This window comes from Shimia sp. MIT910701, assembly GCF_047126315.1.
Classification (GTDB): Bacteria; Pseudomonadota; Alphaproteobacteria; order Rhodobacterales; family Rhodobacteraceae; genus Shimia.
Genome location: NZ_CP138953.1, coordinates 482,255 through 496,562, shown reverse-complemented (window position 1 = coordinate 496,562; position 14,308 = coordinate 482,255). Strand labels below are relative to the sequence as shown.

Sequence of the window (14,308 nt, the reverse complement as noted above, 5' to 3'; positions counted from 1 at the left end):
AGAGGCGCATAGCAATCACAGGTCTCATTTGAGGGTGCCAAAACAACAAAACCCCGCCAATGGCGGGGTTTTGTTTGAAAGTGGTGAGCCGTATAGGATTCGAACCTATGACCCACTGATTAAAAGTCAGTTGCTCTACCAACTGAGCTAACGGCCCACTCTCTGTGTTGGTGCGCGGTTACTATGCCGACTGACCGAGGGGGTCAACCCGATTCTCGAGAAAAATTTCACGATACTGGAAAAGGCTGTGCAACGGGCGTATATGCGCCCAATGGATACACGTGTTGAAACCCCTTTGGCATTCATGAAAATGCATGGGCTGGGCAATGATTTTGTCGTTGTCGATGGCCGCATGCGCGCATTTGATCTGACCGAAGGTCAAATCACCGCCATCGCGCACCGGCAAAAAGGTGTGGGATTTGATCAGCTTGCGGTGATCACCCATGGCACAGAGGGCAGCAACGCAGACGCGCATCTGACGTTTTATAACGCCGATGGATCGACCTCGGCCGCTTGTGGAAATGCCACCCGTTGTATTGCGCGGCACCTGATGGATGTGTCGGGCGCTGAGTCGCTGACCCTGACCACGGATCGCGGCACTTTGTTTGCCCGTGAAGCCGGAAACGGTCTGGTGTCTGTGAACATGGGCCATCCGCAGCTTTTGTGGCACGAAGTGCCGCTTGCGCAGGAGATGGACACGTTAGAACTTCCCATCGACGGGACCCCTACGGCCACAGGCATGGGCAACCCGCATTGCACCTTCTTTGTCGACGATGTGGAAAGTGTGGACCTGGTGACCTTTGGCGCTGCACATGAGCATCACCCGCTTTATCCTGAGCGCACCAATGTGCAGGTCGCGCAGGTCATTGGCGAAAACCACATTCGTATGCGGGTCTGGGAGCGCGGTGTCGGCCCAACGCTGGCTTCAGGCTCTTCCAGCTGTGCCACCGCTGTGGCCGCCGCCCGCCGTGGTCTGACCGGCCGCGAGGTTCAGATTGATCTGGACGGCGGCACGCTTTGGATCAACTGGGCTGACGATGGCGTCTGGATGACGGGTGAGACCGAACATGTCATGTCCGGTCAGTTCAACGCTGCCTTTCTGGAGCGGCACAAATGACCGCCGCCGCGCCAAAGTTCACCACACTCGGCTGTCGTCTGAATTCTTACGAATCAGAGGCGATGAAAGACATGGCGCAATCCGCCGGTCTTGAGAACGCCGTGATCGTGAACACCTGCGCGGTGACGGCAGAGGCCGTGCGCAAAAGCCGTCAGGAAATTCGCCGCCTGCGCCGCGACAATCCTGATGCCCAGATCATCGTCACCGGCTGTGCCGCGCAAACTGAGCCTGAGACATTTGCCGCCATGGGCGAGGTCGACAAGGTCATTGGCAACACCGAAAAAATGAACCCCGCCACATGGCAGGGCATGGCCGCCGATTTCATTGGGGAAACCGAAAAGGTCCAGGTCGACGACATCATGTCGGTCACCGAGACCGCCGGTCACCTGATCGACGGTTTTGGCACCCGCGCGCGCGCTTATGTACAGGTGCAAAACGGCTGCGACCACCGTTGCACCTTCTGTATCATACCCTATGGCCGCGGCAATTCCCGCTCGGTCCCGGCCGGTGTGGTGGTCGATCAGATCAAACGGCTGGTGGACAAAGGCTTCAATGAAGTTGTGCTGACCGGCGTGGATCTGACCAGTTGGGGCGCGGATCAGCCGATGCAGCCCAAACTGGGCGATCTGGTCATGCGCATCCTCAAGCTGGTGCCGGACCTGCCGCGTCTGCGGATCAGCTCGATTGACAGCATCGAGGTGGACGAGAACTTGATGCTGGCCATCGCCACAGAGCCGCGCCTGATGCCGCATCTGCATCTGAGCTTGCAGCATGGCGATGATTTGATTCTCAAACGCATGGCGCGGCGGCATCTGCGGGATGACGCCATCCGCTTCTGTGAAGAGGCCAAAAAGCTGCGGCCGGAGATGACCTTTGGCGCGGACATCATTGCCGGCTTCCCGACTGAATCGGACGCGCATTTTGAAAACTCGCTGAAGCTGGTGCAGGAGTGCGACCTCACTTGGTTGCATGTTTTCCCCTATTCCAAGCGCGAAGGCACCCCGGCGGCCAAAATCCCAAGTCAGGTGAACGGCAACGTCATCAAGGCCCGCGCGGCGCAATTGCGCGACGCTGGGGCGGCGCAGGTGGAAAAACATTTGTCTTCGCAGCTTGGCAAGACCCATCACATCCTGATGGAAAACCCCACCATGGGTCGCACGGAACAGTTTACCGAAGTCGCCTTTGGCACCCCGCAAGAGGAAGGGGCGATTGTGACCGCATCTATCCTTGACGTGCGTGGGCAACAGCTGGTGGCCTAACCGCTTGGGGGCCAGCCCCCAAACCCCCGAGATATTTCTGGAATGAGAAAACAAGATGACTGAATTGCCCGCTCTCTATTCCTTTCGCCGCTGTCCTTATGCAATGCGCGCGCGTTTGGCCGTTGCGGTATCTGGCGTGGCAGTTGAACTGCGCGAGGTTCTACTGCGTGACAAGGCGCCTGCGTTTTTGGAGACCTCACCCAGTGGCACAGTTCCTTGCCTGAAAGCGGGGGATCTTGTGATTGACGAAAGTCTCGACGTGATGGTCTGGGCGCTGCAGCGAAAGGATCCGGAAGGCTGGCTGGATATGCCGGACTTGGGACATGAGTTGATTGCCGAGGCAGATGGTCCTTTTAAGGCCGCACTGGATCACACCAAATACCACAGCCGCTATCCGGAGCTGGACCCGGAAGAGTCGCGCGCTCAAGCCATGGCGTTTCTGTCCAAATTGGATCAGCAGATCGGTGACAAACTCTGGCTCTTTGGCGATATGCCGAGCCTGGCCGACATGGCGATTCTGCCGTTTGTGCGTCAGTTCGCATTCATCAACAAATCCCGCTTTGGTGTTGACGCCGGTCCCAATCTGTCCCGCTGGCTGGAGGCCTTTATCGCGTCCGAGCGTTTTGCGGCGATCATGCCCAAACTGCCCATGTGGCGCGAAGGCGATGTGCCACTGCGTTTTGAACGTGCAATTGCGGTTGCCAATCTCTAATCGCCCCTGCACGATCGCGCCAAATCAGAGACGAGGCGCATCATGCATCCCAATCCGGCGTTCCGCGGCACCGCAGAGGACAAGAACCTGGCTTTTGCCAAGGAGCGTGGCTTTGGCATGCTTGCAATCTCCGCAACCGATGCCGCCCCGATGGTGAGCCACGTGCCGTTTCTTATATCCGAAGATGGAAAAACCGCAGACCTGCACCTGGTGCGATCCAACCCAATGGCCCGCGCCGCAAAAAACGCCACACTCGCGCGATTGGCCGTGAGCGGGCCGGACAGCTATGTCTCCCCGGATTGGTACAACGCAGACGATCAGGTCCCAACGTGGAACTATGTCGCTGTACACCTCACCGGCCAGCTGTCCCCGTTGCCTCAGAACGACTTGCCCGATCTTTTGGACCGTCTATCCGCGCATTTCGAAGCCAACCTGTTGCCCAAACCGCCCTGGACCCGGGCTAAGATGACCGGCGACAGTTTCGATCGCATGTTGCGTATGATCGTGCCTTTTCGTCTGACAATCGACGATGTGCAGGGCACCTGGAAGCTTGGCCAGAACAAACCCAATGATGTGCGCCATGCGGCGGCGGATCAAATGGCCGCCTACGGTTTTGGCAGCGAGGCCCGTGAGCTCGCCGCCCTGATGCAATCCCCTTTTGCCGACCCCGAAACGGAGTAATTGAGATGTCCAAATTGCAGCTGATCCATTCCCCGGCCTCGCCTTTCGTGCGCAAGGTGCGTGTGACCCTGGCAGAGACCGGCCAGACCGACGACGTCGAACTCACCCGCGTGCACACCACTGCGCTCAACACAGCGGATGAAGCCGCCGCTGCCAACCCGCTTGGCAAAATCCCCGCTTTGGTGCGCCAGGACGGCCCGGCGATTTACGACAGCCGCGTGATCTGTCGCTATCTGGTGGCGCGTGCCGGGGCGGACCTCTACCCAGAAGAGCGCCTTTGGGATGTGTTGACCTTAGAAGCCACCGCGGATGGCATTCTCGAAGCCGCCGTCTTGATGGTCTACGAAAAGCGCCTGCGCCCCGAAGAAATTGTGTTTGACGACTGGCTCACCGCGCAATGGGGCAAGGTCGAAGGTGCGCTGGATGCCCTAAATGAACGCTGGATGAGCCACCTGTTTGGACCGCTCGACATGGGGCAAATCGCCGTCGGCTGCGCGTTGGGCTATCTGGATTTCCGCCATGACGCCCGCAACTGGCGCCAAGGACGGGATGGGTTGGCAGGCTGGTACGCAGAGTTTTCAAAACGCGAAAGCATGCTAACCACGGTGCCAAGTGACTAAATCCCCACGCGTGGAGCCTGTCTAATCTTGGGGTGAACCTGTGGTCAAAATGCTCTAGGCTGATAGCCATAGATTTTTTGACCGCGCTTTTTCTGTTCGGTCCACTTGATTTGAGAAAGAGACTTGGATGCACGACGGACCCGATCCTGTCGAGGAAATGCGACAGGTGAATGTGCAGCAAAAGGCCTATTACGAGGCCACAAGCGCAGGCTGGATTTCTCCGGTGAATTCCTTCGCCACGAACCTGTGGTCCCGCCTGCGCCGCCGCGCGATGGTGGCGGTGTCCCATGAAGCACGCGAAGCTGTCTATGACACGCACAAGGCTTGGTTGGGCGACCTGTCGGATAAGAAAGTGTTGGATCTTGGTGCCGGCGCCGGGTCGCCTCTAAGCGGCTATCTTGCGCACCATGCCAAAGCGTACCACGCGGTGGAACTGAGCGGCATGCAGTTGGATCAGCTACGCGCCAACATAGGCACTGGCCCAACGCGTCATTTTATTGAGGCAGATTTTCTTGATCCAGCCTCAACGGACAGCGATTTTGACGTGATCTATGCCCATGCGGTGGTGCATCATTTTAGGTATCTCGATGTTTTGCTGGATGCATCACGTGACAAGCTGGTGCCAGGTGGGCAGATGATCACTTACGATCCTTGCCAGACCTGGCTTCCGATCCGGCTGTTTCGGGCTCTGTTCCGCCCTTTTCAATCGGATGCTGCATGGGAATTTCCGCTCACGCGTCCCGCAATGAACAGCATCGAAACCCGGTTTCTGGTGTCGCACAGATTGGGGGTCTTCAATCGGGGAAAGTGGGCGTTGATCTTGGGAATCTTTGCACCGAAGCTTGCGCAAAAGCACGGGGATCGCCTGTTCCTGGCAGACTTTGAGCCGGGCGCGGACACCCGGCTCACATCCAGTTTGCATGTGTCTTATGACCTTAGAAAACCCTGACGGAGTTTACTCCGCCGCAATCGGCGGCGTTTCCGCTTTTTCCACTCGCAGCGCCGAGAACTTGAACTCCGGGATTTTGCCGTAGGGGTCCAGCGCGGCATTGGTCAGAATATTGGCCGCCGCCTCAACATAAGCGAAGGGGAGGAACACGTTGTCCTCGGCCACTGCGCGGTCGGCCCGCGCCATCACGGTGAGTGAGCCGCGCCGGGTTGTCAGCTGCACATAGTCTCCTGGTGCGACTCCAAGCTTGCGCAGTGTGCGTGGATGCAAGGAACAGTTCGCCTCTGGCTCCAGCGCATCGAGCGTGCTGGCGCGGCGGGTCATTGAGCCGGTGTGCCAATGCTCCAGTTGACGCCCGGTGATCAGAACCATCGGATATTCAGGATCTGGAGTTTCCGCTGGTGAGACCACTTTCGCAGGGGTGAATTTCGCCCGCCCTTCTGGCCGCGGGAACCCGTCGCCAAACACAATCGCCTGCCCCGGATCCTCAGGGCTGAGGCTCGGGTAGGTCACGGCGGTTTTCTCCAACCGCTCCCATGTGATGTTGTCCAGCGAGCCCATGTTGAGCTTCATCTCGGCAAACACCTCCTTGGGATGCGTGTAGCTCCAATCCAGCCCCAGGCGCTTGGCCAGCTCCACCTCGATCCACCAGTCTTCCTTGGCCTCACCCGGTGGTGGGCACACCGGCCGCCCCATTTGTACTTGACGGTTGGTGTTGGTCACCGTGCCAGACTTTTCGTACCACGCCGAAGACGGCAGGATCACATCGGCATAGTTCGCGGTTTCCGTCAGGAAGATGTCCTGCACCACCAGATGCTCCAGATGGGCCAACGCTGCTCGCGCATGATCCACATCCGGGTCACTCATCGCCGGGTTCTCTCCCAAAATGTACATACCCTTGATATCGCCCTCATGGATCGCATCCATGATCTCCACCACGGTCAGGCCCTTCTGGTTGGAGAAATCTTCGCTCTCCCAAACTTCGGTGAACGCAGAGCGCACGCCGTCATCCATCACCGATTGATAATCTGGCAAGAACATCGGGATCAGCCCCGCATCAGAGGCGCCCTGTACGTTGTTCTGCCCACGCAGCGGGTGCAGGCCAGCGCCTGGGCGACCCACCTGGCCACTCATCAGCGCCAGCGAGATCAGGCAGCGCGCATTGTCCGTGCCGTGCACGTGCTGGCTCACGCCCATGCCCCAGAAAATCATCGCCGCCTTGGCTCCGGCAAAAGTGCGCGCCACATCGCGCAGCACATCCGCTTCAATGCCACAGATCTCTTCCATCTTTTCGGGCGGATAGTCCTTGAGGTGCTCTTTCATCACCTCCCAGTCTTCGGTGTAGGCCTCGATATATTGCTGATCGTAAAGCTTCTCCTCGACGATCACGTTCATGATGCCGTTTAACATCGACACGTCGGCGCCCGGCTTGAACTGCAACATATGGCTGGCAAAGCGTTTCATGCCGTGGCCGCGCGGGTCCATCACGATCAACTTGCCGCCGCGCTTCACAAATTGCTTGAAGTAGGTCGCCGCAACCGGGTGGTTTTCCATCGGGTTACAGCCAATAACAATCGCCACATCGGCGTTCTCGATCTCATTAAATGTCGCGGTCACTGCGCCGGAGCCGACATTCTCCATCAGCGCCGCCACAGAGGAGGCGTGACACAGCCTTGTACAGTGGTCGACGTTGTTATGACCAAAACCTTGTCGGATCAGTTTCTGGAACAGATAAGCCTCTTCGTTGGAACATTTCGCAGAGCCGAATCCGGCAATGTTAGTGCCTTTTTCCGCGCGCAGCCGTGCCATGCCACCGGCGGCAAAATCGAGCGCCTCGTCCCAACTTGCCTCGCGGAAATGGGTCATCAAATTTCCGGGATCTACATTCAGACCTTTGGGTGGCGCATCTTCGCGGCGAATGAGAGGTTTCGTCAGTCGGTGCGGGTGGTCGATATAGTCAAAGCCAAAGCGGCCTTTCACGCAGAGCCGGTTCTCGTTCGCTGGTCCGTCAATGCCTTCGACATATTGGATCTTGTTGTCCTTGACCTTGAATTTGATCTGGCAACCGACCCCGCAATAGGGGCAAACGCTCTCTACTTCCCGGTCAAAATCGGCGCTGTCACCGGCTTGATTTTCATCCAGCATGGCTGCAGGCATCAATGCCCCTGTGGGGCAGGCCTGCACACACTCTCCACAAGCCACACAGGAGCTTTCGCCCATAGCGTCGTCCTGATCAAAAATGATCTTTGCGGTGTTGTTGCGTCCGCTCATACCGATCACATCATTGACCTGCACCTCACGACACGCGCGTACACAGAGGTTGCAGTTGATGCAGGCGTCCAAATTGACGTTCATCGCCACATGCGAGGCGTCGAGCAACGGCACACGCTCTACCTCTTTGGCCGGGAATCGAGACTGTTCCACCCCAACTTGGTCGGCCATATCGGCAAAATGGCTGCTGGCGTCGTGCTTCACTTCGGGCTGATCCGCCACCAAAAGCTCGATCACCATTTCCCGCGCCTTTACCGCGCGTTCCGACTGGGTATTAACCACCATGCCCTCGGTCGCAGGCCGGATACAGGAGGCCGCTAACGTGCGTTCCCCTTCAACCTCCACGACACAGGCGCGGCAATTGCCATCCGGTCGATAGCCCTTGGCCGGTTTGTGGCACAGATGCGGAATCACAAATCCCTGTCCGTTGGCCGCATCCCAGATGGTGGTGCCTTCGGGTACAGTCACATCTTTCCCATCCAGGGAAAACGTCAACGTGTTGGTCTGGCTGGCGTCAAGCATGGCGACCCCTGTTGTCTATCGGTGTTGGTCGATCAAGATGGTATTGCCATCCGGATCTTGCAGCATCAGGCTCGCTGGCCCCTCAGAGGCTTCATCCGCCTCGCTCATCAACTCCAGCCCCTCGGCTTTGAGTTGTTTTTGCATATCCCGCACGTCGGTAAAACTGTCGGTGTTTTGCGCACTCTGATCCCAGCCGGGATTGAACGTCAGAATGTTGTCCTCAAACATGCCCTGAAACAGGCCGATGATGTGGTCGCCGTTCTTTAGGATGCACCAGTTCTCGGTGGGCTGCCCGCCCATCATCTTAAAGCCAAGCTTTTCATAGAAGGCTTTGCTCGCGGCCAAATCCTTCACCGCCAAACTCACCGAAAACGCCCCCAAATCCATGCTCGCCATCCTAAATCTCCTCGCTGAAATGCTTCATCACAAGGCGGATCGGATTGGGCGCAGCCTGCCCAAGGCCACAAATGCTGGCGTCACTCATCACCTGACATAGGTCTTCCAGCAGGGGCTGATCCCAACTGTCCGCATTCATGAGTTTAACAGCTTTTTCGCAGCCCGTCCGACACGGTGTACATTGCCCGCAACTCTCATCTTCAAAGAACTTCAGCATGTTTAGAGCCGCATCTCGCGCGCTATCTTGATCGGACAAGACCACCACCGCAGCAGAGCCAATGAAGGTGCCATGCGGCTGCAATGTGTCAAAATCCAGCGGCACATCGTTGAGCGTGGCGGGCAATAGGCCGGAGGACGGTCCGCCTGGCTGATAGGCCTTGAATCTATGACCTTCCGCCATACCGCCAGCGGCCTCTATGATGTCCAAAATGGTTGACCCGGCAGGCAGCAGGTAGACACCTGGATTGGCCACGCGTCCCGAAACAGAATAGTTGCGCAGCCCTTTGCGACCGTTCTTCTCCACGGAATTGAGCACCTCGGGACCAAACCGAGCAATTCGCGCCACCCAGTAGAGCGACTCGACGTTGTGAACGAGGGTAGGGCGATTAAAAATCCCAACCTGCGCCACAAACGGCGGGCGATGGCGGGGTAAACCACGTTTGCCTTCAATCGACTCGATCATGGCGCTTTCTTCGCCACAGATATAGGCCCCTGCGCCGCGTCGCACCTCGATGTAGTCCGGTGCCACCAGCCCGTCCTCAACCAGCTTGGCGATTTCCTTTTTCAGGATTTTGATGACACCGGGGTTCTCGTCGCGCATGTAAATATAGCAAGTCACCGCTTCCACCGCCCAAGCGGCAATAAGCATGCCTTCAAGGAACATATGTGGATTGCGCTCTAGGTGATGGCGGTCCTTGAACGTGCCCGGCTCCCCTTCGTCACCATTCACAGCAAGGTAGCGAGGACCAGCATTGGCGCGCACAAAGCCCCACTTGGTACCAGACGGAAAGCCTGCGCCGCCAAGGCCGCGCAGCCCTGCCTCAGTGATCTTGGCTTGAACCGCTTCCCAATCGCCGCCGTCGCGCAGGTCTTGAAGCGTCCGGTATCCTCCATCTGCCTTATATTCAGACAGCCCTTGGTAATCGCTGATCTGCGGGTGGGTTTCGCCCGCGTGCATAGCGGCAATTACTTTTTCTTCGGTGGCATGCAGAATGTGATTGTGGCCCAGTTCAATCACAGGTGCGGTGTCGCACCGCCCCATGCAGGGCGCCCGCAACACGCGTACCTGCTCCGGATCCATGCCAATTTCCAAAGCTTTTCGCAGCTGTTCTGCTCCGGCCAACTCGCAAGACAGCGAATCACAGACTCGAATGGTCAGGGCAGGAGGAGGGGTCTCATTTTCGCGTACCACATCAAAATGGGCGTAGAAGGTCGCCACCTCATAAATCTCTGCCTGTGCCAGCCGCATTTCTTCGGCCAGTGCGCGGATATGCGCGGCGGAGAGATGCCCGTAAGCGTCTTGAATAACGTGCAAATATTCGATCAGAAGATCCCGTCGGCGTGGCATATCCGCAAGCAGTGCTTGCACCTCGCTTAGGGCCACATCGTCAACCTGCCGCCCTTTGGGTGTGCGGCGCGATTTGCCCGTGCCTTTCTTCTTCCAAACTCCCTTGGAGTCGTCCAGCGGTACCATGGTCACCTCCCTGCCAGATAGGGTACGGTGACATCACGCAAAATGATAATCAATCATGTAAAACTTAAGTTGCGATCAGATTTTCTTATGACGCAACCAGCCCGAGTGTTCGTCGCAGCGCCTCTACCGTGGACAGTCCAGGGTCGCGATGGGGGGAAACCAGGCTCACGTCTTTCTCCTCCTCCGGCGAGGTGAGCGGCAAAGCAACTGTATTTGGCATATCGCCCAGACAATTGGCCAATCCTGCGGGGATCACAGTTGCGGCCACACCATTGGCAGCCATTAACATGGAAGCAGTGAATTCCCCGGTTTCTGCGACGATGTTGGGCAGCACACCAAGGTCGCGGAAAATTATATCCAAAATTCGCCGGTTCTGCATGCTGGGATCCAGAAGGCTCAACGGCAGCGCAGCGGCTTCTTCCCAGCTGGCGGTGCCGGTCTCACGCGGCGCCAGCGTTTTGGGCGCCAAAAGCAGGTAGTTCTCATTGTACATGTGCTCTACACGCAGCATCTCCGGCGAAATCCCTTCACCATAGGTGATGCCCGCGTCAAACACGCCGTTTTCCAGCCCTTGTTGGATTGCCAGCGACGACACGGTTTGCAGGCGCACAATGATGCCGGGATGATCTGCTCTCAACTTCTGGACTGCCTCGGCCGCGAAACCGACAGCTGTTGGAATGACGCCAATGGTCAATCGGCCTGAGATGTTGCCACCCGCCGAGCGGAACTCCTCTTCCAGCAGCTTCATGTCGTCCATGATCTTGCGGGCATGCCGCACCAGAGCTTCCCCTTCTGGCGTGAATCCCTGAAACCGATTGCCCCGTTTCACAACCGCCGCATCAAGCCGCTCTTCCAGCTTGCGAATACGCATGCTGAAGGCGGGTTGCGATACGCCGCATTCCTCCGCAGCCCGCGCAAAATGCCCATGGCGCGCAAGAGAAGAGAGAAATTCGAGGTCTTTCAGGCTGATCACGCCACGTCTCCCGTTTTGCAATGGGGCCAAGCTGTAGCGGCTTTCCCGCAAGCAAGCCAGCATTGCTGTTTCCAGCGATTCGACCGGATTTGGGCTCTGATCTTAAGGTGTGGGTAAGATAAGTGCGCTTGAACACCCCATTTGGGCCGCAACAAGCGCGACAGAGAGACGCGACCTTGAAAGATAAGCGAATGTTCGCTGGACGGGTTGCAACACCTTCGTTAAATAGCGGCGGAGAGAGGCTGCGTTTTCGCGGTCCAGTTTTACATAGATCGGCCTTCTGGCCGGTTGTATAGGAGGAACCTCGTGTCCCACGCAGAAGATCACGAAGGCACCCGGAGAGACTTTCTCTACTACGCCACTGCCGGCGCAGGTGCCGTGGCAACCGGTGCCGCCGTATGGCCGCTGGTCAATCAAATGAACCCCTCCGCCGACGTACGCGCGCTGTCTTCGATTCGCGTTGATACGTCTGGCATTGAGCCGGGTACGCAGCTGACCGTTAAATGGCTGGGAAAGCCGGTGTTTATTCGCCGCCGCACACAGCAGGAAATCGATGACGCTCGCGCGGTCAACGTGGACGAGCTGTCCATCGACCAGGGCTCTCAGAACGCCAACAAGCCAGGCACCGATGCGGCGGATGAAAACCGCTCCATGGACGAAGCCGGCGAATGGCTGGTGATGATGGGTGTGTGTACCCACCTCGGTTGTGTGCCTCTCGGCGACGGCGCGGGTGACTTCGGCGGCTGGTTCTGCCCCTGTCACGGCTCCCACTACGACACCTCCGGCCGCATCCGCAAAGGTCCGGCTCCTGAAAACCTCCACGTTCCTGTTGCCCGTTTTGAGGGCAGCGAACTGGTCCTCGGATAAGGAACGCGCGAATGTCTGGTATTCCACACGACCACTACGAACCTAAATCCAAGCCAACCAAATGGGTTGAAAGCCGCCTGCCGGTTATCGGCTTGCTCTATGACACCCTGATGATCCCAACACCAAAGAACCTGAACTGGTGGTGGATCTGGGGCATCGTTCTGGCGTTCTGCCTGGCGCTGCAGATTGTCACCGGCATTGTTCTGGTGATGCACTACACCCCACACGTGGATCTGGCCTTTGCCTCCGTTGAGCACATCATGCGCAACGTGAACGGCGGTCACATGATCCGCTATCTGCACATGAACGGCGCCTCGCTGTTCTTCTTTGCGGTCTACATCCACATTTTCCGTGGCCTCTACTATGGCTCCTACAAGGCCCCACGTGAGATCACATGGATTGTCGGTATGATCATCTACCTGTTGATGATGGCCGCAGGCTTTATGGGCTACGTACTGCCTTGGGGTCAGATGTCCTTCTGGGGTGCAACCGTGATCACCGGCCTGTTTGGTGCGATCCCGTTCATCGGTGAAGCTATCCAAACCTGGCTGCTCGGCGGACCAGCGGTGGACAACGCCACGCTGAACCGCTTCTTCTCGCTGCACTACCTGGTGCCGTTTGTGATTGCCGCGCTGGTGATCGTCCACATCTGGGCGTTCCACACCACCGGCAACAACAACCCAACCGGTGTTGACGTGCGCAAAGGCTCCAAAGAAGAAGCCGAGAAAGACACCCTGCCGTTCTGGCCCTACTTCGTGATCAAAGATCTCGTGGGTCTGGCAATTGTTGTTACCATCTTCTTCGCCATCGTTGGCTTCATGCCAAACTACCTGGGTCACCCGGACAACTACATCGAAGCGAACCCGCTGGCGACACCTGCACACATCGTGCCTGAGTGGTACTTCCTGCCGTTCTACGCGATCCTGCGTGCCTTCACCGCAGACGTTTGGGTTGTGATGTTCACCAGCTGGATCACCGGCGGCATCATCGATGCGAAGTTCTTCGGTGTTCTGGCGATGTTTGGCGCGATCATCGCGATGGCTCTGGTGCCATGGCTCGATACCTCCCGCGTGCGCTCCGGTCGTTTCCGTCCGATGTTCAAGTGGTGGTACGCCCTTCTGGTTGTCGACTTCATCGTTCTGATGTGGGCCGGCGCAATGCCAGCAGAGCCGCCATACTCCACCATCTCTTTGATCGGTGCGACCTACTGGTTTGCTTACTTCTTCGTAATCTTGCCGATCCTCGGCGTGATCGAGAAGCCGCTGACACCACCGGCGACCATCGAAGACGATTTCAACGCCCATTACGGCAAACCTGCCGAACCTGCTGAATAAGAAGGACAACAGCCATGCTTAAGAAGCTTAGCATTTCCGCCCTCGCGGCCCTGTCCCTGTCGGCTGGTGCTGCCATGGCAGCAGGTGGCGCAGGCCACATCGAAGACGTTGCCTTCTCCTTTGAAGGTCCGTTTGGCAAGTTCGACCAGAACCAGCTGCAACGTGGTCTTCAGGTCTACACTGAGGTTTGTGCCGCGTGTCACGGTCTGAAGTACGTGCCGCTGCGCACCCTGGCTGACGAAGGTGGTCCACACCTGCCGGAAGATCAGGTGCGTGCCTACGCTGCGCAGTTCGACATCTTTGATCCGGAGCTGGACGATGATCGCCCACGTAAGGTCACTGACCACTTCCCCGAAAGTGGTCTGCCTGAAGCACCTGACCTGAGCCTGATGGCCAAAGCACGTGCGGGCTTCCACGGCCCATACGGTACCGGCATCAACCAGATGGTCAAAGGCATGGGTGGCGCAGAGTACATCTACTCTCTGATGACCGGTTACACCGGCAAAGAGAAAGAAGAAGCTGGCACCACTTTCTACGAGAACACCGCCTTCCCAGGTGGCTGGATCGCCATGGCACCGCCGCTGTACGAAGACCAGCTTGAGTTTGCGGACGGTCACTCCAACGACATTCACCATGTCGCAGAGGATATCTCTGCCTTCTTGATGTGGACCGCCGAGCCCAAGATGATGGCGCGTCAGCGCGCAGGTCTGACCGGCGTTCTGTTCCTGTCCCTGCTCAGCGTGTTGCTCTACCTGACCAACAAGAAGCTCTGGGCGCCTATCAAAGGCAAAAAGCTCAACCTCTGATGAGCTGATCAGGACCTAAAGTTAAGCGCCCCGCTGGTTTTTTCAGCGGGGCGTTTTCATTTTTTGCTTGGGAAAACCATAGAATCGGGCGCAGACTGGATCAGGCGA

The 14,308-nt window shown here is 57.7% G+C and carries 13 protein-coding genes and 1 tRNA gene; 9 read left to right on the top strand and 5 right to left on the bottom strand.

Annotated features, from left to right (window positions below; all coding sequences use genetic code 11):
* Nucleotides 1-81: 81 nt before the first annotated feature.
* Nucleotides 82-157 (bottom strand) — tRNA-Lys (locus tag SIB38_RS02350).
* A 105-nt stretch (nt 158-262) separates the two neighbouring features.
* On the opposite strand from SIB38_RS02350, the gene dapF reads away from it, so the two are divergent.
* The 6 genes from dapF to SIB38_RS02320 all read left to right on the top strand — a co-directional run bounded on the left by dapF (nt 263) and on the right by SIB38_RS02320 (nt 5,338).
* Nucleotides 263-1,117, top strand: a complete 855-nt coding sequence (dapF, locus tag SIB38_RS02345) for a diaminopimelate epimerase (protein ID WP_294115566.1) — start codon at nt 263-265, stop codon at nt 1,115-1,117.
* On the top strand, nt 1,114-2,376 hold the full coding sequence (gene mtaB / locus SIB38_RS02340; RefSeq protein WP_412551255.1) for a tRNA (N(6)-L-threonylcarbamoyladenosine(37)-C(2))-methylthiotransferase MtaB: 1,263 nt from the start codon (nt 1,114-1,116) through the stop codon (nt 2,374-2,376). Before dapF ends, mtaB begins: the two co-directional genes overlap by 4 nt.
* 55 nt (nt 2,377-2,431) lie before the next feature.
* Nucleotides 2,432-3,088 carry a glutathione S-transferase gene (locus SIB38_RS02335; RefSeq protein ID WP_294115571.1) on the top strand — a complete coding sequence of 219 codons (657 nt, stop codon included), beginning with the start codon at nt 2,432-2,434 and terminating at the stop codon, nt 3,086-3,088.
* 42 nt (nt 3,089-3,130) lie between these two features.
* Nucleotides 3,131-3,769: an FMN-binding negative transcriptional regulator gene (locus SIB38_RS02330; protein WP_412551254.1), complete on the top strand. Its 639-nt coding sequence runs from the start codon at nt 3,131-3,133 to the stop codon at nt 3,767-3,769.
* 14 nt (nt 3,770-3,783) lie between these two features.
* Nucleotides 3,784-4,389: a glutathione S-transferase gene (locus SIB38_RS02325; protein WP_412552010.1), complete on the top strand. Its 606-nt coding sequence runs from the start codon at nt 3,784-3,786 to the stop codon at nt 4,387-4,389.
* A 127-nt stretch (nt 4,390-4,516) separates the two neighbouring features.
* Complete coding sequence (locus tag SIB38_RS02320; RefSeq protein WP_294115576.1) at nt 4,517-5,338, top strand: class I SAM-dependent methyltransferase; 822 nt, start codon at nt 4,517-4,519, stop codon at nt 5,336-5,338.
* Between the two features lie 6 nt (nt 5,339-5,344).
* Here SIB38_RS02320 and fdhF read toward each other — a convergent pair whose 3' ends face one another.
* The 4 genes from fdhF to SIB38_RS02300 form a co-directional block, all read right to left on the bottom strand.
* Nucleotides 5,345-8,131 (bottom strand): formate dehydrogenase subunit alpha, encoded by a 2,787-nt coding sequence (gene fdhF, locus SIB38_RS02315; RefSeq protein WP_412551253.1) that lies wholly within the window; start codon nt 8,129-8,131, stop codon nt 5,345-5,347.
* A 15-nt stretch (nt 8,132-8,146) separates the two neighbouring features.
* Nucleotides 8,147-8,527 carry a VOC family protein gene (locus SIB38_RS02310; protein ID WP_294115580.1) on the bottom strand — a complete coding sequence of 127 codons (381 nt, stop codon included), beginning with the start codon at nt 8,525-8,527 and terminating at the stop codon, nt 8,147-8,149.
* Between the two features lies 1 nt (nt 8,528).
* The gene (locus tag SIB38_RS02305; protein ID WP_294115583.1) at nt 8,529-10,220 is read right to left on the bottom strand and encodes an NAD(P)H-dependent oxidoreductase subunit E; all 1,692 of its coding nucleotides are present in this window, start codon (nt 10,218-10,220) and stop codon (nt 8,529-8,531) included.
* 85 nt (nt 10,221-10,305) lie between these two features.
* A complete protein-coding gene (locus SIB38_RS02300; RefSeq protein WP_294115584.1) occupies nt 10,306-11,193 on the bottom strand; it encodes a LysR family transcriptional regulator in 888 nt (295 codons plus the stop codon).
* Between the two features lie 306 nt (nt 11,194-11,499).
* Here SIB38_RS02300 and petA point away from each other — a divergent pair, with 306 nt between their 5' ends.
* The 3 genes from petA to SIB38_RS02285 are packed head-to-tail and all read left to right on the top strand — an operon-like array spanning nt 11,500 to nt 14,200.
* The gene (petA, locus tag SIB38_RS02295) at nt 11,500-12,060 is read left to right on the top strand and encodes a ubiquinol-cytochrome c reductase iron-sulfur subunit (protein ID WP_294115586.1); all 561 of its coding nucleotides are present in this window, start codon (nt 11,500-11,502) and stop codon (nt 12,058-12,060) included.
* A gap of 11 nt (nt 12,061-12,071) precedes the next feature.
* Nucleotides 12,072-13,394 (top strand): cytochrome b, encoded by a 1,323-nt coding sequence (petB, locus tag SIB38_RS02290; protein WP_294115588.1) that lies wholly within the window; start codon nt 12,072-12,074, stop codon nt 13,392-13,394.
* 14 nt (nt 13,395-13,408) lie between these two features.
* Nucleotides 13,409-14,200 carry a cytochrome c1 gene (locus SIB38_RS02285; RefSeq protein ID WP_294115590.1) on the top strand — a complete coding sequence of 264 codons (792 nt, stop codon included), beginning with the start codon at nt 13,409-13,411 and terminating at the stop codon, nt 14,198-14,200.
* Nucleotides 14,201-14,308: the final 108 nt, after the last annotated feature.

Excerpts from the sequence above, each read along its gene's own strand:
- petB (WP_294115588.1), top strand. The coding sequence starts at position 12,072 with ATGTCTGGTATTCCACACGACCACTACGAACCTAAATCCAAGCCAACC.
- SIB38_RS02305 (WP_294115583.1), bottom strand. The coding sequence starts at position 10,220 with ATGGTACCGCTGGACGACTCCAAGGGAGTTTGGAAGAAGAAAGGCACG.
- SIB38_RS02330 (WP_412551254.1), top strand. The coding sequence starts at position 3,131 with ATGCATCCCAATCCGGCGTTCCGCGGCACCGCAGAGGACAAGAACCTG.
- SIB38_RS02285 (WP_294115590.1), top strand. The coding sequence starts at position 13,409 with ATGCTTAAGAAGCTTAGCATTTCCGCCCTCGCGGCCCTGTCCCTGTCG.
- SIB38_RS02310 (WP_294115580.1), bottom strand. The coding sequence starts at position 8,527 with ATGGCGAGCATGGATTTGGGGGCGTTTTCGGTGAGTTTGGCGGTGAAG.
- SIB38_RS02335 (WP_294115571.1), top strand. The coding sequence starts at position 2,432 with ATGACTGAATTGCCCGCTCTCTATTCCTTTCGCCGCTGTCCTTATGCA.
- dapF (WP_294115566.1), top strand. The coding sequence starts at position 263 with ATGCGCCCAATGGATACACGTGTTGAAACCCCTTTGGCATTCATGAAA.
- mtaB (WP_412551255.1), top strand. The coding sequence starts at position 1,114 with ATGACCGCCGCCGCGCCAAAGTTCACCACACTCGGCTGTCGTCTGAAT.
- fdhF (WP_412551253.1), bottom strand. The coding sequence starts at position 8,131 with ATGCTTGACGCCAGCCAGACCAACACGTTGACGTTTTCCCTGGATGGG.
- SIB38_RS02320 (WP_294115576.1), top strand. The coding sequence starts at position 4,517 with ATGCACGACGGACCCGATCCTGTCGAGGAAATGCGACAGGTGAATGTG.